The sequence below is a fragment of the Treponema sp. genome, from assembly GCF_017430385.1.
GTDB lineage: Bacteria > Spirochaetota > Spirochaetia > Treponematales > Treponemataceae > Treponema_D.
Map to the genome: position 1 here is coordinate 1 of NZ_JAFRNB010000105.1, position 21,289 is coordinate 21,289.

At 44.8% G+C, this 21,289-nt stretch carries 16 protein-coding genes and 1 pseudogene; 5 read left to right on the top strand and 12 right to left on the bottom strand.

Annotation, left to right across the window (positions count from 1 at the left end; all coding sequences use genetic code 11):
• Window positions 1–918: HAD family hydrolase (locus IJJ71_RS07255; RefSeq protein ID WP_296846163.1), on the bottom strand; the 918-nt coding region annotated here is incomplete at its 3' end.
• A 142-nt stretch (window positions 919–1,060) separates the two neighbouring features.
• Window positions 1,061–1,339 carry a TRL domain-containing protein gene (locus tag IJJ71_RS07260; protein ID WP_296846164.1) on the bottom strand — a complete coding sequence of 93 codons (279 nt, stop codon included), beginning with the start codon at window positions 1,337–1,339 and terminating at the stop codon, window positions 1,061–1,063.
• A 461-nt stretch (window positions 1,340–1,800) separates the two neighbouring features.
• Between IJJ71_RS07260 and lysS the strand changes: the two are divergent.
• The 4 genes and pseudogenes from lysS to pflA form a co-directional block, all read left to right on the top strand.
• Window positions 1,801–3,411 (top strand): annotated as a pseudogene (lysS, locus tag IJJ71_RS07265) (lysine--tRNA ligase); the annotation flags it as partial.
• Window positions 3,412–3,528: 117 nt separating this feature from the next.
• A complete protein-coding gene (locus IJJ71_RS07270; RefSeq protein WP_296846227.1) occupies window positions 3,529–4,005 on the top strand; it encodes a hypothetical protein in 477 nt (158 codons plus the stop codon).
• 555 nt (window positions 4,006–4,560) lie between these two features.
• Entirely contained in the window at window positions 4,561–6,855 is a 2,295-nt protein-coding gene (gene pflB / locus IJJ71_RS07275; RefSeq protein ID WP_296846165.1) for a formate C-acetyltransferase, read from the top strand.
• A 375-nt stretch (window positions 6,856–7,230) separates the two neighbouring features.
• The gene (gene pflA / locus IJJ71_RS07280; protein WP_296846228.1) at window positions 7,231–7,983 is read left to right on the top strand and encodes a pyruvate formate-lyase-activating protein; all 753 of its coding nucleotides are present in this window, start codon (window positions 7,231–7,233) and stop codon (window positions 7,981–7,983) included.
• 47 nt (window positions 7,984–8,030) lie between these two features.
• Here the strand turns inward: pflA and malQ are convergent, their stop codons facing one another.
• From malQ to IJJ71_RS07325, 9 genes are all read right to left on the bottom strand, one after another.
• Window positions 8,031–9,524 (bottom strand): 4-alpha-glucanotransferase, encoded by a 1,494-nt coding sequence (gene malQ / locus IJJ71_RS07285; protein ID WP_296846166.1) that lies wholly within the window; start codon window positions 9,522–9,524, stop codon window positions 8,031–8,033.
• A 26-nt stretch (window positions 9,525–9,550) separates the two neighbouring features.
• The gene (locus tag IJJ71_RS07290; protein ID WP_296846167.1) at window positions 9,551–10,558 is read right to left on the bottom strand and encodes a LacI family DNA-binding transcriptional regulator; all 1,008 of its coding nucleotides are present in this window, start codon (window positions 10,556–10,558) and stop codon (window positions 9,551–9,553) included.
• 4 nt (window positions 10,559–10,562) lie between these two features.
• Window positions 10,563–11,396 (bottom strand): carbohydrate ABC transporter permease, encoded by an 834-nt coding sequence (locus tag IJJ71_RS07295; protein WP_296846168.1) that lies wholly within the window; start codon window positions 11,394–11,396, stop codon window positions 10,563–10,565.
• On the bottom strand, window positions 11,393–12,235 hold the full coding sequence (locus tag IJJ71_RS07300; protein WP_296846169.1) for a carbohydrate ABC transporter permease: 843 nt from the start codon (window positions 12,233–12,235) through the stop codon (window positions 11,393–11,395). The genes IJJ71_RS07295 and IJJ71_RS07300 overlap by 4 nt, the downstream gene beginning before the upstream one ends.
• A 56-nt stretch (window positions 12,236–12,291) precedes the next feature.
• On the bottom strand, window positions 12,292–13,638 hold the full coding sequence (locus tag IJJ71_RS07305) for an ABC transporter substrate-binding protein (protein WP_296846170.1): 1,347 nt from the start codon (window positions 13,636–13,638) through the stop codon (window positions 12,292–12,294).
• A 189-nt stretch (window positions 13,639–13,827) separates the two neighbouring features.
• Complete coding sequence (locus IJJ71_RS07310; protein WP_296846171.1) at window positions 13,828–15,486, bottom strand: putative manganese-dependent inorganic diphosphatase; 1,659 nt, start codon at window positions 15,484–15,486, stop codon at window positions 13,828–13,830.
• A gap of 2 nt (window positions 15,487–15,488) precedes the next feature.
• The gene (locus IJJ71_RS07315) at window positions 15,489–16,964 is read right to left on the bottom strand and encodes a DUF1846 domain-containing protein (RefSeq protein ID WP_296846172.1); all 1,476 of its coding nucleotides are present in this window, start codon (window positions 16,962–16,964) and stop codon (window positions 15,489–15,491) included.
• A gap of 111 nt (window positions 16,965–17,075) precedes the next feature.
• Window positions 17,076–18,086: a M23 family metallopeptidase gene (locus IJJ71_RS07320; RefSeq protein WP_296846173.1), complete on the bottom strand. Its 1,011-nt coding sequence runs from the start codon at window positions 18,084–18,086 to the stop codon at window positions 17,076–17,078.
• Window positions 18,086–18,679, bottom strand: coding sequence for an SAM-dependent methyltransferase (locus IJJ71_RS07325; protein ID WP_296846174.1), 594 nt, complete (start codon window positions 18,677–18,679; stop codon window positions 18,086–18,088). Before IJJ71_RS07325 ends, IJJ71_RS07320 begins: the two co-directional genes overlap by 1 nt.
• 127 nt (window positions 18,680–18,806) lie before the next feature.
• Between IJJ71_RS07325 and rny the strand changes: the two genes are divergently transcribed.
• Entirely contained in the window at window positions 18,807–20,342 is a 1,536-nt protein-coding gene (rny, locus tag IJJ71_RS07330) for a ribonuclease Y (RefSeq protein WP_296846175.1), read from the top strand.
• 151 nt (window positions 20,343–20,493) lie between these two features.
• On the opposite strand, the gene lptB is transcribed toward rny, so the two are convergent.
• Window positions 20,494–21,276 carry an LPS export ABC transporter ATP-binding protein gene (gene lptB / locus IJJ71_RS07335; RefSeq protein WP_486389618.1) on the bottom strand — a complete coding sequence of 261 codons (783 nt, stop codon included), beginning with the start codon at window positions 21,274–21,276 and terminating at the stop codon, window positions 20,494–20,496.
• Window positions 21,277–21,289 lie beyond the last annotated feature (13 nt).

Here is a 21,289-nt window from a genome sequence, read left to right on the forward strand (position 1 = left end):
ATCTTCGTCATCATCGGCAATCAGCATGAAAGCACATGACTTATATTTTGGATTTGAAAGACAGTAATTGTGCATTGCAGCATCCCCGCCACTGTTTCCAAAAGAAAGTACCGGAACTTTTCCTATTTCCTGTGCAATCTGTTTGACCTTATTTGTCTTGAGATTTTTGATAAGGAGCGTGTCTGTTCTAAGCAATTGCTCATCAGTTGTGTAAGTGTAATTTACGCCTTCTACGTCCCCCTGATTGCTGGATTTTAAAAGAACATCCATTCCGATAACATTTTCTGGCTCTATATTAATAGAAGAAACAAGTGCACGAGCAATAAAGCGGTCTGAACCTGTAACGACATACGAAGTAAAACCTTTGCTCTTAAGATAGTCAAAGACTTCCAGCATCGGTTTATAAAATGATTGGAAATAGTTCATGCCGGTAAAGCCGTTCGGAGACTTTTCGCAATATTTTTTGACGTAAGAATCAAATTCTTCAATGCTCATTCCCGAATAGGCTTTTGCAGCGGCATGTGCATGAATCATGTCAAAATGCGGCGGCAGTTTTTTGCCACTTCTTACAAAATCCCTGATTGCATTGGCGGCCTCAAGTTCGCTTTCAGAAGCCTTTCCTTTGTAAGAAGGATCTTCAAGAACACGGTATTCAAGCATATTGTACTCTAAATATGTAGGATACAACTCGCCCAAAAAAGTTCCGTCCATATCAAATGTGGCAATCCGGTCTTTTTGAGGAATGAAGTTAGGCGATTTTTCGTTGGTGACATCTTCCACAAATTCAATCAGAGCACTTAGGGATTCACAGTCATTCCAGCAGACAAAAGACTTTTTCTCACTTCTTCTGCAGCCGGCAAAAGAAAACATAAGAATAGTCAGAATCGTTAAAAACAGAATTTTTTGAATGCGTTTCATAAAAACCTCTTTAATTAGTCTTAATTTTAACTTTATTATAATAAATAAGCGGACAATTTGCAAATTCGCAAAAAAAAGACCTGTACGAACCGGACAGTTTTCCGCTTCATACAGATCTTTTTAAACGGAGGAATTCTATGAATTAGTCTCCAGTTACGATTGTTGTTACTGATGTGTAAAGACCGAGAAATGAGAAATATTTCTGATCAACAGTGGCAATGTGCTCGATACCACCGTTCTGAGCAGCCTTGAGCATTGTGTTGTCGCTGCTCAAAGGAATGAATCCAAAGAGTTTTGCAGCAGTAGCTTCACCGTGCTTAGCTCCTACACTACCTGCCCCAGCTGAAACCGGTCGGTAAGATGAGCATGACATAAAGGCAAGTCCCAAAGCGACAGTTGCGATCGCAAAAAGTTTTTTCATTTTCTACTCCTTTTTTTTTAATGAAATGAACAGTTCCATTATAAAAAAAAAAAAAAAAGTCAATAATTTTGTCATTTCAACGCATATTCGTATCAGTATAGCTTTTTACGGACAAAAAAAAGGGCGGAGCACCGCCCTTCGTTCGCACTTCGTTGCGCCCTACCCACCCTGCGGGCTCAAACGCCGCCCGCAACGCCTGCTTAAATTATTCCTGCATTATTTTACTCTTATCTGGAGCTTTCCAGCTCGTGGGATTCCCTGAAGATTTTCCTTTTACGGTCTGGCTTTTTAAGCCGCGCTGTATTTGCCTTACATTTATTTATACAATGAGCTGATGAAAAGGACTAAAAATTTTTAGATTTTTACTATCTTGATAAGGCATCGTCATTTTTTACCCTTCATTGTCTAAGATGCCGTTTTTTACTATAATATTGAAAAATCTGAATATCAAAGGAATCTTTATGTCACGAGACCCTAAAGAATTATGCCACTGGGCTGACCAGCAGGCTGAACGAATTATCAAACAGAAGGGCGATTTGCCTTCATACACTTGTGCTTCGGGAATCACACCTTCAGGCACTGTTCATATCGGTAACTTCCGCGAGATTATCACGGTTGATCTGGTTGTACGAGCATTGCGCGACCACGGAAAAAACGTCCGCTTCATTTATTCATGGGACGACTACGATGTATTCCGAAAAGTTCCTGGAAATATGCCAAAACCAGAGATTCTTGAAAAATACCTCCGCTACCCAATCACAATGGTTCCGGACACTTTTGGCCGCGACGAAAATTATGCGCGCCACCATGAGGTCGATATTGAGACTCAGCTTCCACGAGTCGGAATTCACCCGGAATTTTTGTATCAGGCAAGCCGCTACCGTGCAAACCGCTACACAGAGGGCATGAAAATCGCCATGCAGAAGCGGGACGTTATCAAAGCTTGTCTCAACGAATACCGCGACGACGAGCACAAAATGAAGGACAGTGACGTTTACTGGCCTGTAGCCGCTTTCTGCTGCAAGTGCAACAAAGACGAGACAGAAATCCTCGAATACGATGGCGAATATGGAATCACTTACAAGTGTAACGCTTGTGGTCATGTCGAAAAGGGCGATCTTCGCACATCAAAAGAATTCAAGCTGGGCTGGCGCGTTGACTGGCCAATGAGATGGAACGAAGAAAAAGTCTGCTTTGAGCCGGGCGGAAAAGATCACATTTCTCCGGGCGGAAGCTACGACACTGCAAAACTCGTCTCAAAACGCCTTTACAACTGGGATGCGCCTGTCACAATGAAATACGACTTCGTTAAGCTCAAGGGCGTTCCTGGCAAAATGTCTTCTTCAAAAGGAAAGGTAATTTCTCTGGTTGATGCCCTTGAAGTTTATCAGCCGGAAGTTTTGCGATACATCTTCGCTTCAAACAAAGTTGACCATGAATTCTCAATCAGCTTCGACCTCGATGTAATCACAATCTACGAGGCTTACGACCGCACAGAGCGACTGGTCTGGGGCGTTGAAGAGCCAAAAGAAAAGGATCCGGCTAAACGAGAACAGCTCCTTCTCCGCGAAAAACGTCTTTATGAGCTTTCTCAGATTGGCGAGATGCCAAAAGTAATGCCGTATCAGGTTCCGTTCCGCCTGCTCACAACTTTGCTCCAGACATATTCTGGAGACGTTGATGCCGTAATCAAGTCTTTGGGCGACGTTAAGCCTGAGCAGGAAGAAACTTTGCGAAAAAGAGCTGCCTGCGCATGGTACTGGATTAATGAATCTGCTCCTGACTGCGCTCCTGACATGTGTTTCTCTCTCCGTGCAGAAGGAAGCCGTGCACAGCTCGCCGAAGACATGGTAGCTGCTGTCAAAAAAGTTCTTTCTGATGTCGTTCCAAAAATCGACACTTTCCAGACCGACAAGGACTGCCAGCAGGCAATTTACGATGTCGCAACAGCTTTGGGACTGGACGCAAAACAACTCTTTCTTGCCCTTTACACAGCCCTCATCGGAAAAGACCAGGGCCCGCGTTTGGGAAGCTTCATGCGAATCATCGGAAAAGAAAAGCTTACAAAACTTCTCTCAACAGTTGATGCCGTTTCTGCAGAAAAACTCGCAAAAAAAGCATCGAGCAAAAAGCTTACTCCAGCTGAAATCGACCAGCTTCCACTGGCAGAGCGATTCAGCCGCCGTGTAATCCTCAAAGTCAGCAAAATCGAAAAGGTTGAGCAGCACCCGGGCGGTGAATTCCTTTACATCCTTACTCTCAACACAGGCGACGCAGAGCCACGCCAGATTGTAAGCTCTATCGTCAAATTCTACAAACCGGAAGAACTTCTCGGAAAGAACATCGTCCTCGTTTACAACCTCAAGCCGGCTAACTTCCGCGGAGTCCGCTCAAACGGCATGCTTCTTGCTGCAAGCGACCCGAACACAGCCGAAGACACTTGCGAAGTGATTTTCGCGCCTCAGTTCGAGCCAGGCACAATCTTGGAGCCGGAAGGACAGTGCGTTCCTGAAGATGTCGCAGAAATGTGCTTCGTTAAGGCAGACAAATTCGCCGAAATGGGACTTTGCACAAAGGACGGCTTCGTTCAGCTTGACGGAAAGAAAATCGGAGCTGAAGGCAAATTCCTTTCTGTCGAAAAATACAAGGACGGCAAGGTAAAATAAATCGAACCGAAAATCCAAATGAGCACGAAAATCCAAGTGCTCAATCCTTGGATTTTCGGATTCATAACATTTACCGCACATCCCTGTGCGGCAATTTCTATAGTTATAATCGCAGCAGGATTCGAAGTACATTTCAGTCCTGCCGTTTTTTTTCGCGCAAGGGTATGGAGCACCTGCGAAGCAGTTCCGAAACGAACGAAGTGAGTGCAGGAATGAGCGTTAGCGAAGTGCGGAACACCCGACCCGAAGGGATGCGCCCAACTGCTAACTCTTAACTTCTAGCTATTATAACACTATATCTAGTGCACTTTTACATTGAATCAAAAATAAAAACACTATTTTTCAAAATTCTATTGTCTAAGTCTAACATTTCCGTTATATTATTTATAACAAACAAGACATTGCTTGGAAAATACAAGCCCTTTTAAGTCAGTTTTGGTTACATCCATTCACTTCTCTTTCCTTCTGGAACTTTTGTGTTTCGGTGTGCCCATGCGCTTTTCAGGCTGTATCTTTGCCAAGTGATTTCAAATAAACACACTAAGGAGATTTTTTATGGCAGAACAGGAAGCCTGGAAAGGATTCTACGGACGGCTCTGGAAAGAGGAAGTAAATGTACGCGACTTCATCCAGGAAAACTACACACCGTATGACGGCGACCAGAAATTTTTGGCTGGTCCAACAGACGCAACAAACAAATTGTTCGCAGAGCTTCAGAAGCTTCAGAAAGCAGAGCATGACAAAGTTTCTATCGGCAAAGACGGCAAAAAACGAACTGGCGTTCTCGACATGGACACAGACATCGTTACAGGCCTTACATCACACGGTGCAGGCTATATCTGCCCGGAGGGAAAAGAGCTTGAGCAGGTCGTAGGTCTTCAGACTGACAAACCTCTCAAACGCGCTTTCATGCCTTTCGGTGGAATCAAAATGGCAGAGCAGTCATGCGAAATGTACGGCTACACACCAAATCCTGAGCTCCACAAAATCTTCACACAGTATCACAAAACACACTCAGACGCTGTATTTGACATCTACTCACCAGAGATTCGCAAAGCACGCAAAGCTCACATCTTGACAGGTTTGCCTGATACATACGGCCGCGGTCGTATCGTTGGTGACTACCGCCGTGTTGCTCTTTACGGTATCGATTTCCTTATCGAGCAGAAAAAGGCTGACTTCGCTAACATCGGCGACGGAACAATGACAGAAGAAGTTGTACGCCTCCGCGAAGAAGTTGCAGAGCAGATCAAGGCTCTCAACGGCATGAAAGAAATGGCTAAAATCTACGGATTCGACATTTCTAAACCAGCTACAAACGCAAAAGAAGCTGTTCAGTGGCTCTACTTCGGCTACCTCGCAGCTATCAAAACACAGAACGGTGCAGCTATGTCTATCGGTCGTGTTTCAACATTCCTCGACATCTACATCGAGCGCGACTTGAAGGCTGGAATCATCACTGAGGCACAGGCTCAGGAGCTCATCGACCATCTCGTTATGAAGGCCCGCATGGTTCGCTTCGCACGAATCGAGTCTTACAACCAGCTCTTCTCTGGAGACCCAATCTGGGCTACTCTCGAAGTTGGTGGTTTGGGACAGGACGGCCGCTCAATGGTAACAAAGAACGACTTCCGCTTCCTCCACACATTGGAGAACATGGGCCCAAGCCCAGAGCCAAACATGACAGTTCTCTACTCAAAGAGATTGCCAGAAGCTTTCCGCAAATACGCTGCAAAGATTTCTATCGATACATCTTCTATCCAGTACGAGAACGACGATGTTATGCGCCCAATCTGGGGTGATGACTACTCAATCTGCTGCTGTGTTTCTGCAACTCAGACTGGTAAAGAAATGCAGTTCTTCGGCGCTCGTGCTAACTTGGCTAAAGCACTTCTCTACGCTATCAACGGCGGAAAAGACGAGGGCGACGGTCTCACACCATACGCACAGGTTGGTCCAGAATATGCACCAATCACTTCTGAGTACCTCGACTACAACGAAGTTGTTGCTAAGTATGACGCAATGCTTGAATGGCTCGCTGACATCTATGTTAACTCTCTCAACGCTATTCACTACATGCACGACAAATACTACTACGAGGCAGCTGAGCTTGCTCTCGAAGATACAGATGTTAAACGAACATTCGCAACTGGTATCGCAGGCTTCTCTCACGTTGTTGACTCACTTTCTGCTATCAAATATGCAAAAGTCCGCGTAATTCGTGACGAGAAAGGCTTGGCAAAAGACTTCGAGATTGACGGAGACTTCCCACGCTACGGCCAGGATGATGACCGCGCTGACGACATCGCTGTATGGCTCTTGAAGACATTCATGACAAAAATCAAGAAGCATCCGACATACCGCAACGCAGAGCCAACAACATCTATCCTCACAATCACTTCAAACGTTGTTTATGGAAAAGCAACTGGTGCTCTCCCAGACGGACGAAAGGCTCACGAGCCATTCTCTCCAGGAGCTAACCCAGCTTACGGCGCAGAGACAAAGGGCCTTATCAAATCCCTCAAATCTGTTGCAAAACTTCCATATCACTACGCTCTCGACGGTATCTCAAACACACAGACAATCAACCCGTCTGCTTTGGGACACGATGAGAACGAGCGAATTGACAACCTCGTAAACGTCCTCGACGGATACTTCTCACGCGGCTCACACCACTTGAATGTAAACGTCTTCGGCGTAGAGAAGCTCAAGGACTGCCAGGCTCACCCAGAGAAACCTGAGTACGCTAACTTCACAGTACGCGTTTCTGGTTATGCAGTTCGCTTCATCAACCTTACAAAAGAGCAGCAGGACGATGTTATCGCTCGTACTTGCCACGCTTCGTTGTAATACTGGAATAAAAATCACATCCTGTAATTTTTATTCCTACGAGAAAGTTCTGTTCACCTAAAGGCAAACAGAACTTTCTCTCTTTGCTTTTCTGCCGCATCCGTGCGGCAAATTTTTTATTTAAGGGGCTCCCGTCGAGGACCTGCCATAAAAGTCGCGGTGAACAAGTTCATAGGGAGCGGCCCCGCTTGCGGGGCAAAAACTCACGAGGTGAGTTTTTAGCGATTCTCCCGAAGAGCTATGCTCGTAGGGGCGACTTTTTGTCAGAACCCCGACTACGCCTCTTTTTTTATAGATTTTCTTTCTTTTTTATAGACAGGCGTGATTTTGTTACAACGAATCATGCTCGGTTTTTATAATTCAGAGGTGCTAATCATGACTTTGCAGGGATATATTCATCAGCTGGAATCTTTTGGGTCAGTTGACGGACCTGGAGTACGATTTATTATTTTCTTTTCTGGGTGTCCTTTCCGATGCCTTTACTGCCACAATCCTGACACTTGGGAAATGACTCGCGGCAAGCTTTACACCGCAGACGAGCTTTTGGACGAAGCGGAGAGCTGCCGGGATTACTGGGGCAAAAAGGGCGGAATCACAGTTTCTGGCGGAGAGCCGCTTGCTCAGATAGATTTTTTGATTGAGCTTTTCACAAAGGCAAAAGAGCGCGGAATCAACACCTGCATCGACACGGCTGGAGGACCTTTCAAACGCGAAGGCGAATGGTTTGAGAAGTTCAAGAATCTCATGGAAGTAACGGACACATTGCTCGTAGACATCAAGCACATCAACGAAGAAGAGCACAAAAAACTCACCGGCTGCTCAGGCAAAAATGTTCGCGAAATGTTCGCTTACCTTGACGAAATCAAAAAGCCAATCTGGATTCGCCATGTTCTTGTTCCGGGAATCACTGACAACGACGAATATCTCACGCAGACCCGCGATTTTATCCGCACGCTAAGCAATGTCGAGCGCGTGGAGATTTTGCCTTATCACGGACTTGCAATCAATAAATACAAGGATTTGGGCATCGCCTACCCGCTTGAAAAGGCTGAAAGCCCGACTCAGGAACGAGTAGAAAATGCACGAAAAATCCTTGAATGTGAAAAATACACTAAATGGAAGGAATAGCATCAGAAAACGCTGATTAATCACGAAAAGGTTAATCAGCACTTTCCTTATTTCTTTGACAGACGACCATATTCTTCTGTTGTCTGCTTAAGCCATTTCCAGTCTGCTGCGGCAAGCTCGGTCTCGGTTGCACGCCACTGCCAGTTGCCGCCCAAAGTAGACGGAATGTTCATTCTGGCATCAGAATCTTTTCCGAGAATATCCTGCATGGTAAGAATACAAGTGTTCGACTTGCTTTCCATTGCGGCATTCATCATGGCACGCACAAGCGCACTCTTGTTGTCAATTTCAAAATATTTCAGGGCATTCTCGACATCCGCGTTCGGAGCAGTATGTGACCAGCCTAAAATTGTGTCGTTGTCATGAGTTCCTGTGTAAACGACAGAATTCTCAGTGTAATTTTTTGGAAGATAATCGTTCTCATCACGAGAATCAAATGCGAACTCAAGGACTTTCATTCCAGGGAAGCCGGTCGCCTTCAAAAGCTCACGAACTCCGTCCGTCAAAAATCCCAAATCCTCGGCAATAATCGGCTTGTCCTGTAAGCCTGCGACAGTAAACAAATCCATTCCAGGACCTGGCCGCCAGACACCATTCTGAGCAGTTTCAGCATCAGCAGGAATACAATAATATGCCTCGAATCCGCGGAAATGATCAATTCGGATAACATCATAAATCTTAAGAGTTTTCTCAAGCCGGCGTTTCCACCACTCATAGCCTGTAGATTTCAGATGTTCCCAATTATAAACAGGATTTCCCCAGAGCTGGCCAGTTGCAGAGAATCCATCAGGCGGACATCCCGCAACCTCGACAGGACGAAGAGCCGAATCAAGCGCGAAATTGTCAGGTGAAGCCCATACATCAACACTGTCAGCAGAAACATAAATCGGCAAATCTCCGATTATTTTTATTTCTTTTGAATTTGCATATTTTTTAAGACGATTCCACTGTCTGAAGAAGAAATACTGGAGCATCTTGTAATACGCAATTTCTTCCTTGTGGCTGGCCGTAAAAGCATCTACAGCCTCAGCTTTTCGCAAACGAAGATCATCGTTCCATTTTGAAAGCGCAACTCCGCCGAAACTGTCCTTTATAGACATGAACACGGCATAGTCATCAAGCCAGAATGAATTTTCATCACAGAATTCATTGTAATCTTTCGGAACCTTCTTGAAAAAATTCTTCTGAACAATCTTAAAAACTGTTTTTCGCTTCTGGTACAACAAGCCGTAATCGACTACACTTTCATTGCTACCCCAGCTAATCAGCTCAAAATCCGAATAATTCAAATAGCCGTCCTTAACAAGCTCGTCAAAATCGATGAAATATGGATTTCCTGCATAAGTCGAGAAGCTTTGATACGGAGAATCCCCGTATCCTGTAGGACAAATCGGAAGAATCTGCCAATAAGTCTGTCCCGCCTCACTTAAATAATCAACAAAATCAAAAGCAGACTTGCCTAAAGTTCCAATCCCGGTGTTTCCCGGCAATGACGAAATATGCATCAAAACTCCAGATGCACGTTTGTTAAGAATAGCCATAGTTAAATCCTTTTTGTTTAACTTTATTAATTTATTTTTCGCACGCTTTCTCCCCTGATAAATTCAAAAGGAAGAAGAATATGCGTGCTTTTTTCCTGCGATTCAATACATTCAAGCAAAGCAGAAATTCCCTGCTGAGCAAGAAGCTCCATTTTCTGGCGGATTGTCGTAATTCTCGGAGTGCAATAATCTGCCAAAGGAATTCCGTCGAATCCTGTCAGGGATATGTCTTTCGGAACGGAATAGCCCATATCATTCAAGCTGCGCACGGCACCAATAGCCATGACATCAGCCATCGTAAAAAATGCAGTCAGCCCAGGAGATTTTTCCATCAGCTCCTTTGCGGCCTTTGCCCCACCCTCAAATGAATATTTAGCCACTGAATAATTTTTGTCAAAATCAAAAGGAAGATTATGTTTTTTCATGACGGCAAGGAAACTCTCATAACGGCATCTTGTTACCTCAGAACTTTTCATGTCACCGCCAATCACGCCGATTTTTGTATGACCATTCTCTATAAGATGCTCGACCAAGAAAGCAGTCGCCTCAGTGTCATCTGTACTTACGCTCGAAAGATTTTTGTTCTCGACTTCATGCGCCTGGTTTGCAATCACGACGCACGGAATCTGAACTTTTGTAAAATCTTCTTTATATATATCCGGGTTTCCGCCCAAAAATACCATTCCAAGTGGTTTCTGCTCGTAATAAATCCGACACGCTTCCTGGGCCTCGTTGTCATATTCATCAAGAATCACGACGCTTGTATTGTAAGGAAGCCCCTCAAATCTTTTCTGAATGATTTCCAGAATCGAATTAAGCATGATGTTTGAGGTTCCTTTTACAAGAATATAGACTGTTTTTCTGTCCTGTTCTTTTAAAAGCCTCGCATTCTGATTGACGACAAAGCCATATTTATCGATAACAGCCTGAACCCTCTCACGGGTTGATTCCTTAACTCCAAGCTGACCGTTAAGTACCCGTGAAACAGTTCCAAGCCCTACTCCACATTCTCTCGCAATGTCCCGGATTGTCATAAAATTACCCCTTTACAGCTCCTGAAATTACGCCGCTGATTATATATCGCTGGGCGAACAAATAGAAGCCGATAATTGGAATTATGGCAAGGACAAGCATAGCCATGAATCCGCCGTAATCCGTTGCACCGTAAGCACCCTGCATTGCAATCTGAATTGCGACAGGAACGGTTTTATCATCAGTACCGAGAACAAGATATGGAAGAAGATAGTCATTCCAAATCCACATTGCGTTAAGAATCGCGACAGTGATTGCCGTCGGTTTCAAAACTGGGAAAATTACAAGGAAGAATGTCTGCAAAGGTGAACAACCGTCAATCTCAGCAGCTTCCTCAATATCCAAGGGAATTGATTTTATGAATCCAGCGAACATGAAGACTGAAAGCCCCGCGCCGAATCCAAGATATACAAAATTGATTCCAACCACATTGTCGAAATTCAAGATATTTACGATATAAGTCATCGTGTACATTACCATCTGGAAAGGAACAATCATGCTGAACGCAAAAAGATAGTAAAGACCGCGAGTAAATTTATTTTTTACGCGGACGATGAACCATGATGTCATGGAAGTGCATACAAGAATCAGACCGACTGACATCAAAGTGATAAAAACCGAGCGCAAGAACGCAAGGAAGAAGCCAGAACTTGTAAGGCCTGCAATATAATTCGTAAATCCAACGAACATTTCTCCGCGCGGAATGGCAAACGGATTGCTCGAAATAAAAAGCCTTGACTTGAAAGAATTGACAAGAACCAGCAGAATCGGGATAAGGAAAGCTGCCGAAAGCAGAATCAAAAATATGCTTGTCGTGTTTTCAGTTTTTCTGTTTCTCATTGCTCCATCTCCTTTTTACCGGTCAATTTAAGCTGCAAGAACGCAAGCAAAGCTACAATAAGGAAGAAAATTACGGCCTTTGCCTGACCGACTCCCTGCCAGCCCGTCCTGCCATAGAATGTGTTGTAAATGTTGAGAGCGAGCATTTCCGTGCTGTTCTCTGGTGCTCCCGCCGTAAGGGCAAGGTTCTGGTCAAACATTTTGAAAGTGTTCGCCAAAGTAAGGAAAGTACAGATTGTGATTGACGGCATTACAATCGGAATCTTAACATGGAACAAGACTGAAAGAGCCGGAGCACCGTCAATCTCTGCGGCCTCCAAAAGCTCATCAGGAACATTCTGCAAGCCGGCGATGTAAATTACCATCATGTAACCGACAAGCTGCCAGTTCGTGAGCAAAACCAGTCCCCAGAATCCGTACTGAGTTTTGAAAGTGATATCCACGCCAAAATGAGCAAGGACACCGTTAATCAGAAGATTCCAGATGTAACCGAGGACAATTCCGCCGATAAGGTTCGGAAGGAAGAATACCGAGCGGAAAAATGTCGTTCCACGGATGCTTTTTGTAAGCATGAGTGCCAGCGAAAAGGAAATTACATTCACCGTCACCATCGAGACGAGAGTAAACAAAGATGTAAATCCAAGTGCATGGACAAATTCCTTGTCAAAAGTAAAAGCTTTAATATAATTTCCCAGCCCGACCCATTTTGCATTTGTCACAGTCGTGAACTTCGTAAAGGAGAGTCCGATTCCCATGAGGAAAGGAACCACGAAGAACAAAGTGAACGCAAGCAGAGTCGGGAGAACGAAAATCGGAAAGTATCGTGCAGATTTTCTCATAAGTTTCTCCCGTCTGTTATTATTCCTATATTTTTAAATTATTGATTATTACTGAATTACTCAGCAGATGCGCTTTCTTTAGCCCAGCTTGCAACTACATCGCTAGCAACTGCGCTCCACTCTTTTGAGCCCTGAGCGTAGCGGAGCAAAGATGCACCGAAGTCGTCCTTGAATTTCTGTGATGGGAACAAAGTGAAGTTCCACGGTACAGAATTGATTCCAGGTTTTGAAGTCCATGCAGTAACTTCTTTTGCCAATGGGTCAGTAGGACGCTCGCTCTCAGAGAATGTGTCGAACGGAGCGATGAAGTGGAATTCGTTTGTAACATAGTTTTTGCCCATGTCGCTAGAGAACATCCAGTAAACGAAATCAGCGGCAGCTTTCTGGTCAGCTTCAGAAGCAGTTGAGTTGATAGAGAAGAAGTTTTCTGTACCAACGCACAAGCCCTGTGATTCCTCACCGGCAGCACCTGTATAAATAGGAAGATATTTTACATTCTCTGGAAGAACTTTGTTTCCAGAAACGCCGTCAATCTGTCCCCAAGCCCAGTTACCGTTCTGAACCATGATACAGTTCTCAAGAGCGAACTCAGACATTGAATCAACAACAGTTTTTGTACCAACAGTCTTGCGGTCAACTACAGAATAGTCTAGGTAAAGGTCGAGGATGTTTCGGAACTGATCGCCGAATGAGAAGTCGATCTTGTTTGTTGCGTCAGAAGCCAAGTCTGTGTTGTTTGTTTTGAATTCGTAGTAAACAGGAAGGTTTGCAAGGTGTGTCTGCCATCGCCAGTCCTCACCAGCTTTGAGTGATGTTGAAGCGAAAACGCCTTTTACACCGAGTTTCTCAGCATTTTTCTGCATGTCAGCTACAACTTCCTTGAGTTTTGCGAAGTTGTTGATTTCATCCATGCTGTTGTATTTTGTAGCTTTTTCAGCGAGAGCAAAATATTTGTCTGTCAAAGCCTTGTTGTAGATGATTCCGTAGCCTTCAATTGCGTAAGGGATTCCGTAAACTCCGTCACCGACAGTAACGGCGATTGATTTGTCGCTCAAATGATTGTAAAGCTCTGTATTTTTGAGGTCAGCACAATAATCCTTCCATCGGGCATAGCCTTTTGGTCCGTTAATCTGGAAGAGAGTCGGAGCCTCTTTTGTCGCCATTTTTGACATGAGTGTCTGCTCGTAAGAATTGTTTGCGGCAGTCTCAACAATGACTTTTACGCCAGTCTGTTTCTCGTACTCAGCAGCAAGAGTCTTGTACTGCTCAGTTACCTCTGGCTTGAAGTTGAGGAAGCGGACTGTAGCTCCCTTTTTCTCACCACAAGATGTAAACATTGCCGCAGCTCCAGCCATCATAAGACCAGCAGCAAGAGCTGATACGATTTTGTTAGTTCTTTTCATAGTTACTCCTTTAAGATTGTTTTTGGAACCGTTTCCAAAACTTTCATTATCAGTATATGAGCAAAAAAACAAATTTGTCAAACGCTTTTTTTCATTTTTTCCAAAAAAGGAGAATTTTTTTATAAGAAATAGTGAAATTCGTCAGAAAAAGTAAAAGCTTCCGGCTATATACCGAAAGCTTTTTTTTGTTTATGCAGAGAAATTTCCAAGGATTTCCGTCAGCATCGGAATCAGCTGCTTTTTTCGGCTGACCACATCCTTCAAGAAATAAACATGCTCATCCTGTTTAGGAAGGTTGAGGAACTGCAGGAACCTCTCTTCCCCTGCCACAAGCATGACAGAGCTGAGCGTGGAAATGTCCGTAACCAAAAGCGAAGCGAACATCGCCCCATGCTTATTGCGCTCATTCTCCAGATTTTCAAGGAATTCTTCCTTACGGTCAAGAACCTCTTCGGTACCATCAACCTCAATCTGGCTCACGGTGAATGTAACGCTGCCCTCTTTGTATTCCTTCATATCCTGATTAATGACTTCAACGGAAGAACGACCACCAATCCGGCTTCCGGCCTTGATGATTTCCTCACCAAGTTCCTTGTAATTTAGCCCTGTCATCTCCGAAAGGAAATTGACGGTATCAACATCAACGCTGGTCGTAGTCGCACTCTGCAAAATCAAAGTGTCGCTCAAAATTCCACAAAGAAGCAATTTCGCAACATCAAGCGGAATCTCAACGCTCTGCTCGCGGAAAAGCCTTGCGATAATCGTGGAAGTCGAGCCAAGCGGAAAATTGATGAATGTAATCGGAGTTTTCGTGCTCACGGAACCAAGTCTGTGATGATCAACGATGTCCATAAGCTTGTAATTCTCAAATCCATCGACCGCCTGAGTTTTTTCGTTGTGGTCAACAAGGGCGATCCCGACTTTTGCCTCGCGATGAACATCAAGTTCACTCAAAACACCGATAACCTTGTTGTCATCATCAACGACAGGCAGAATCTGGCTTGCGACGCCCTTCAATCTTGGCATAATCTGCTGAATCGAATCTTCCGGCTTAACCGGCTGGATTGTCTGGTCACAAAGAACGCGCACTGGGGTCGAATAAAGCACGAGCATTGAGGTTGAAGCCGTGTCATATTTACTGACAATAATGCTTGTTCCGCTCTTTTTTGCTTTTTCGATAATTTCATCACTTGGAACACGCCCCGCACTCAAAATCAAAGCCCGCACCCGGCGGTCAAGAGCAAGATTCTGAATATCATCGCGGTCGCCTGTAACGACGACAATGCTTTCCTTTTTACTGTGAGCCTCCAAAGTCTGGCGGAACGAGTCGAATTTTGAAGCACCGGAAATAATCGTGTAAGTATGGAGGACATCAGCCTCATCACCCTTGCACAAAACCTTGCCCTGCAGAGTCTCCTTCATCAGATTTACATTCGTGACAACCGAAAGATGATGCTCAGGATTCAATATGTCGAAAATCTTGTTCGTAAACGCATTGTAATTGAGGACAGCCTTGTAATGTCCCTCATCATCAACTACAGGAAAGACTTTGCGGCCCTTTTCGCGCATGAAAGCAGAAGCTTCCCAGAACGGAGTCATCTGATTGATTACATCAGCCTTGTCGTTCATGTAGAAAGCAACGCGCGGATTCATGTCCGGGATAAATTCCGGCGGAGTAATCCCGAATTTTTTGTAAATGTACTCAGTCTGAGGATTTAATTTTCCAGCCCTGCAAGCCTTGTACTCGGAATATCCTTGTCCATGCTTAAAAGCAGCATAAGCCGTAGCCGAAACCACTGAGTCCGTATCAGGATTTTTATGTCCGAAAACAAAAATTGTGTTCTGCATCGCTATTTTCGCCTGCTCTTTTTAAGAATTGGCTCCATCGTGACATTCACGCCGAGTTTCTTGAAGATTTTTCGGTCAACTTCGGAAAGCATGACCGTTGTATGAACCTGGCAGCCGTCCAATTTCGGAAGCTGCTCGATTGCTTTTTTACAGTTCTCGCTTGTGTTTGAAAGCATTGCGAGCGCAACAAGAACTTCGTCCGTGTGAAGACGAGGGTTGTTGCCTTTGAGATAATTGACCTTCATGTTCTGAATCGGCTCTATCATTTCTGCAGGAATGAGCTTGACCTTGTGATCTATTCCTGCCAAGTGCTTGGTGGCATTCAAAATGAGAGCCGCACAAGTTCCCAAAAGGCTTGAAGTTTCGCTCGTGATGATAGTTCCGTCACTAAGCTCGATTGCGGCGGCAGGAGCGTTTGCCTTAGCCCCGCGCTCATTTGCCGGAATAACGACTTTTCGGTCTTCTGGAGTAATTTTTGCCTGCTTCATGAGAAGGGCAATCTTGTTGACTTCGTTTTCAGTTCCTTTATCTTCTATTAAATTGTCAAGCGCGGTGAAATAACGGCGGATAATTTCCTGGTTTGAAGCCTCACGACAAGCCTCGTCATCAAAAATACAATAGCCCGCCATGTTTACGCCCATGTCAGTCGGTGATTTGTATGGATTCTCGCCGTAAATTCCTTCAAAAATCGCGTTCAAAACCGGGAAAATCTCGATGTCGCGGTTGTAATTTACTGTTGTCTCACCGTAAGCCTCAAGATGGAACGGGTCAATCATGTTGACATCGTTCAAATCAGCAGTTGCGGCCTCGTAAGCAAGGTTAACCGGGTGCTTTAATGGAAGATTCCAGATTGGGAAAGTCTCAAATTTTGCGTAACCGGCTTTTATACCCCTTTTCTGTTCCTGATAAAGCTGGCTCAGACAAACAGCCATTTTTCCGCTACCAGGACCAGGGGCAGTGACAACGACGAGCGGGCGTGAAGTCTCAACATAATCGTTCTTTCCGTAGCCTTCGTCCGAATCAATCAATGCGACATTCTGAGGGTAGCCTTCAATCATGTAGTGATAATAGCAGTTGATGCCCATTCTTTTGAGCTTGCTCTTGAATGCCTTTGCGCTTTCCTGACCTTTAAAATGTGTGATTACGACCGAACCGACCATGAGACCAAGATTCTGGAACTCATCTCGCAATCGCAAAACATCCTTGTCGTAAGTGATGCCCAAATCTCCGCGAACCTTGTTTTTTTCGATGTCAACCGCACTGATAGCAATAACAATTTCTGCCATATCAGCGAGCTGCATGAGCATTTTGAGCTTAGAATCCGGCTGGAAACCGGGAAGAACGCGGCTTGCATGGTAATCATCAAATAATTTGCCGCCAAATTCCAGATAAAGTTTATTGCCGAACTTGGCAATCCGTTCCTTAATGTGTTCCGACTGTATCCGCAGATACTTCTCATTATCAAATCCGTTTTTCATAACGGAAATTCATTGTAACAGAATTTATAAAAACAAAAAAGAGGAAACGCAACCTTTTGCAAAGGTTTCTTTTCCTCTTTCAATCTCTTTTTCTTCCAAAAACTAAAGGCTTTAGTTCCAGAGTTTTTCAGGATCAACCTGCTTGTTGTTCTTGAAAACAGTGAAGTGCAAATGCGGACCAGTGCTCATACCAGTGCTTCCGACGCGGCCAATTCTAGTGTCCTGAGTAACATAATTTCCTTTATGACAAAGAATTGCGCTCATGTGGCCGTAAAGCGTCTTGTAGCCCGAATGATGTGCGATGATTACATAGTTTCCGTATGTTGAGTTGTAGCCGGTTGCAGTTACTCTTCCTGGCAAAGCGGCGTAAATATTTGTGCCTGTAGGACAAGCCATGTCAACTCCAGAGTGATAAGAGCGGACACCGGTGAAAGGACTTGCGCGCCAGCCGAATCTTGAAGAGCGGTACCATCGAGCGCGGATTGGCTTTCGGAACAAGTCACCGTTGATTTCCTGACGAGTAACCCAGTCAAGCTCAGCATCCGGAACGAAAACCGTGGAACCGGCTGTGATTGCCGAAGCAAGCTCGATATGATTTACTGCGGAACATTTTGTCGCATCAATCTTGTATTTCTCGGCGATGGACTCAATTGTCTCACCGTCTTTTTTTACATTGTAAAGGATTCCTGGCATCGTAGGAATTTTAAGATAATCGCCAATCTGAAGAAGGCGTGAATTTCGGATATTGTTTACAGAAATGATAGTATCTGAAGTGATGTCAAACTGCTCGGCAATGCGGCCAATCATGTCTCCAGAACGAACTCGGTATGCAAAGTATGAAAGGTTGTAAGTGTCTTCAAAAGTTACAGGAAGAGCCTCGCCGCCGACATTCTGATATTGCGTTTCGGTGATTCCATCCAAAACTTCTTCCGTAACAGGGATTGTCGGGCTTTCAAAACCACCCTGACCATTATTCTCAGGCTCAACAGCACGATTCGCAAAGACGACAGTGCCAGTCAAAACAAGAGCACAGACTCCGAAAGTGACGGAAAAACACTGAACCGCACTTTTGACGGACATTTTTTTGATTGTTTCCTTGAATCCCCAAAAAACTTTTTTCATTACTTTTTACCCAACCCAATCAAGTATGTTTCAAAAGACTCCGAGCGGCATGCCTGCGGCTTGAACCCCTTTGCCGTCGTGAAAACTTCACGCATTTTTTTAAGCAAAGCCTGCTGATCCCCATTTTGGAAAATCTTGACGGCGAAATTACCACCAGTCTTGAGCATCGTCTCCGCATACCAGATTGCCATTTTTACAAGCCCCTGGGAACGGGCTGTATCAACGACACGATTTCCTGTTGTAAGAGGAGCTGCGTCACAAACCACGAGGTCAAACGGACCTTCCGCCTTGATCTGGTCAAAAATTTCTTTTTGCTGCAAGTCGCCCTGAATGAAGACAAGATTGTCGCCCTTCACGCTCTTGGAAAGCGGATTCAAATCGCACGAAACGACCTTACCGCTGCCCTCCATCGCACGGAGCAAAAAAGTTGTCCAGCTTCCCGGTGCCGCACCCAAATCAAGGACCTTGTAATTCTTCTTAATCATGCCGAATTTCTGGTCAATTTCCTGCAATTTATACACGGAACGAGCCGGATAGCCCTCCGAAAATGCTTTTCGAGACCAGAAATCAGGTTTTTCATAAGAATTTGCCATATACTTGATTGTCGGTCTAAATTAAATCAGATTTTAGCGAAAAAGTGAAGGGAATTCTTCATTTGACAACACCGCCCTGTTGTTGTATTATAGAAGTAATTGATTTCATAAACTAGGGGAAGTCTAAATGGACAAGAATTTGATTATGTTCATCAGTCTCCCGGTTGCAGGAATCGTTCTTGGATGGATTATTCGATGGTGTTATGCCAGATTTCAACTATCTGCGTCAGAACAAAAAGCTGAACGCTTAAGACAGGATGCAATAAAGGAAGCAGAAGCACAGAAAAAAGAAATTTTGCTCGAAGCAAAAGATCAAATCATTCGTGAACGAAAACAGCAGGAACGGGAAGATCGTGAGCGACGCGCCGAAGTCCAGCGATATGAAGCGCGTGTCAGCAAAAAAGAAGAGCTGATTGACAAACGAGCCGAAGAATTTGATAAAAAAGAACTCGAATTCACAGATCGTGCCAATGCAATGAAAAAGCGTGAAGAGCAGCTTCGCACTCAGGAAGAACAGTACCGCAAGGAATTAGAGCGAATCTCTGGACTTTCGGCACAAGAAGCAAAAGATTTGATTATCAAAAATCTTGAAAACGACGCTCGCCACGACGCACAGGCTCTCTTGAACAAAATTGAGCAGGATGCTCAGCTTTCAGCCGAGAAAAAAGCTCAGGAAATCCTTATTTCAACAATCCAGAGGATTGCAACAGAGACAACCGGTGATTTAACAGTCACTACAGTTTCATTGCCGGGCGACGAAATGAAAGGCCGAATCATCGGTCGCGAAGGACGCAACATCCGGGCACTTGAAACACTCACAGGCGTTGACATCATCATCGACGATACGCCAGAAGCAGTAGTTATCAGCTGTTTTGATCCAGTTCGCAAGGAAATTGCAAAGCAGTCACTTGAGCGACTTGTTACGGACGGACGAATTCATCCGGCCCGCATCGAGGAAATCGTTCAGAAAGTTACGCGTGAGATTCAGCAGAAGATTTATGAAGAGGGCGAAAAGGTTCTCTTCGATCTTGGAATCCACAATATGAGTCAGGACGGAGTTCGTGCTCTCGGAAGATTGTATTTCCGAACAAGCTACGGCCAGAATGTTCTTACTCACTCAAAAGAAGTTGCCGAAATCGCTTCTTTGCTTGCAGCCGAAATCGGAGCAAACAAGGAGCTTGCAAAACGAGCAGCCCTTCTTCACGACATTGGTAAAGGTGCTGAGAACGACTCTGACCAGAACCACGCAGAAGTCGGTGCTGAAATGGCTCGCAAAATGGGTGAAGATCCAAAAGTCATCAATGCGATTGCCGCACATCATAACGATGTCGAGGCAAACACAATCGAGGCTGTCATCGTCCAGATTGCAGATGCAATCTCAGCTGCTCGCCCAGGAGCACGCCGCGAAACGGTTGATAACTATGTCAAACGACTGGAGAACTTGGAAGAAACTGCTGAAAAGTTCAACGGTGTTGAAAAGGCTTATGCAATCCAGGCTGGTCGCGAGCTTCGCATTCTCGTCAACAACGAGAAGATTCCAGACAGCGAAGTCAAAGAGCTTGCACAAAAGATTGCAAAGCAAATCGAAACGGATATTCGTTATCCGGGCCGCATAAAACTGACAATGATTCGCGAAACCCGAATCGTAGAATACGCCAGATAAACCGAAAGAGCTTCCTGTTTAGGGAGCTCTTTTTTTGCCTCGTGAGTTTTGCCGGCTTCGCCCAGTCGCTCGCTGCGCGGAAAAATCGCAGATTTTTCCGAGACTCGCTCAAAACTCACCTCGTGAGTTTTGCCGGCTTCGCCGTCGCTCGCTACATATGAAATCCTTCACCCAGGTAGATTTCTCGGGCTTCGGGGCTGTCGATGATTTCTTGTTTGGTGCCTTGAATCAGGATTTGGCCGGTGCTTACTATGATTGCCCGGTCTGTGATTTCAAGCGTATCTCGGACATTGTGGTCTGTGATAAGGACTCCGATTCCGCGGTTTGCAAGAAGCTTAATCATGCCCTTGATGTCGGCTACGGCAATCGGGTCAATTCCTGCAAAAGGTTCGTCCAGAAGCAAAAATTTTGGCTCAATCGCAAGAGAACGGGCAATTTCTGTGCGGCGTCGCTCACCGCCCGAAAGAGTGTACGCCAGCTGCTTTCGGATTCGTCCGATTGCGAATTCTTCTATCAATTCTTCAAGTTTCTGCTTTTTTTCGGCTCTGGTCAAATCCGGCCGAGTCTCCAAAATCGACCAGATATTTTCTTCGACAGTAAGTTTTTTAAAAACACTCGGTTCCTGCGGAAGATATGAAATGCCTAGCTGGGCACGCTTGAACATCGGCAACGGAGTGATTCTTTTGTTATCAAGAAAAATCTCGCCAGAAGTCGGCTTGTAAAATCCAACTATCATATAGAAGCTTGTCGTTTTGCCCGCACCGTTCGGGCCAAGCAGTCCGAGGACTTCTCCCGTGTGCATTTCAAAATCAACACCCTGCACGACCTTCTTTTTTCCGAACGCTTTGTAAAGAGAACTTACCCTTAGAGTATGTCCAGATTCAGATTTTTCGCTTTGACTTTCTGAAACCGCACGAGAATCTTCTTCTTGCATTACTTCATTTTCA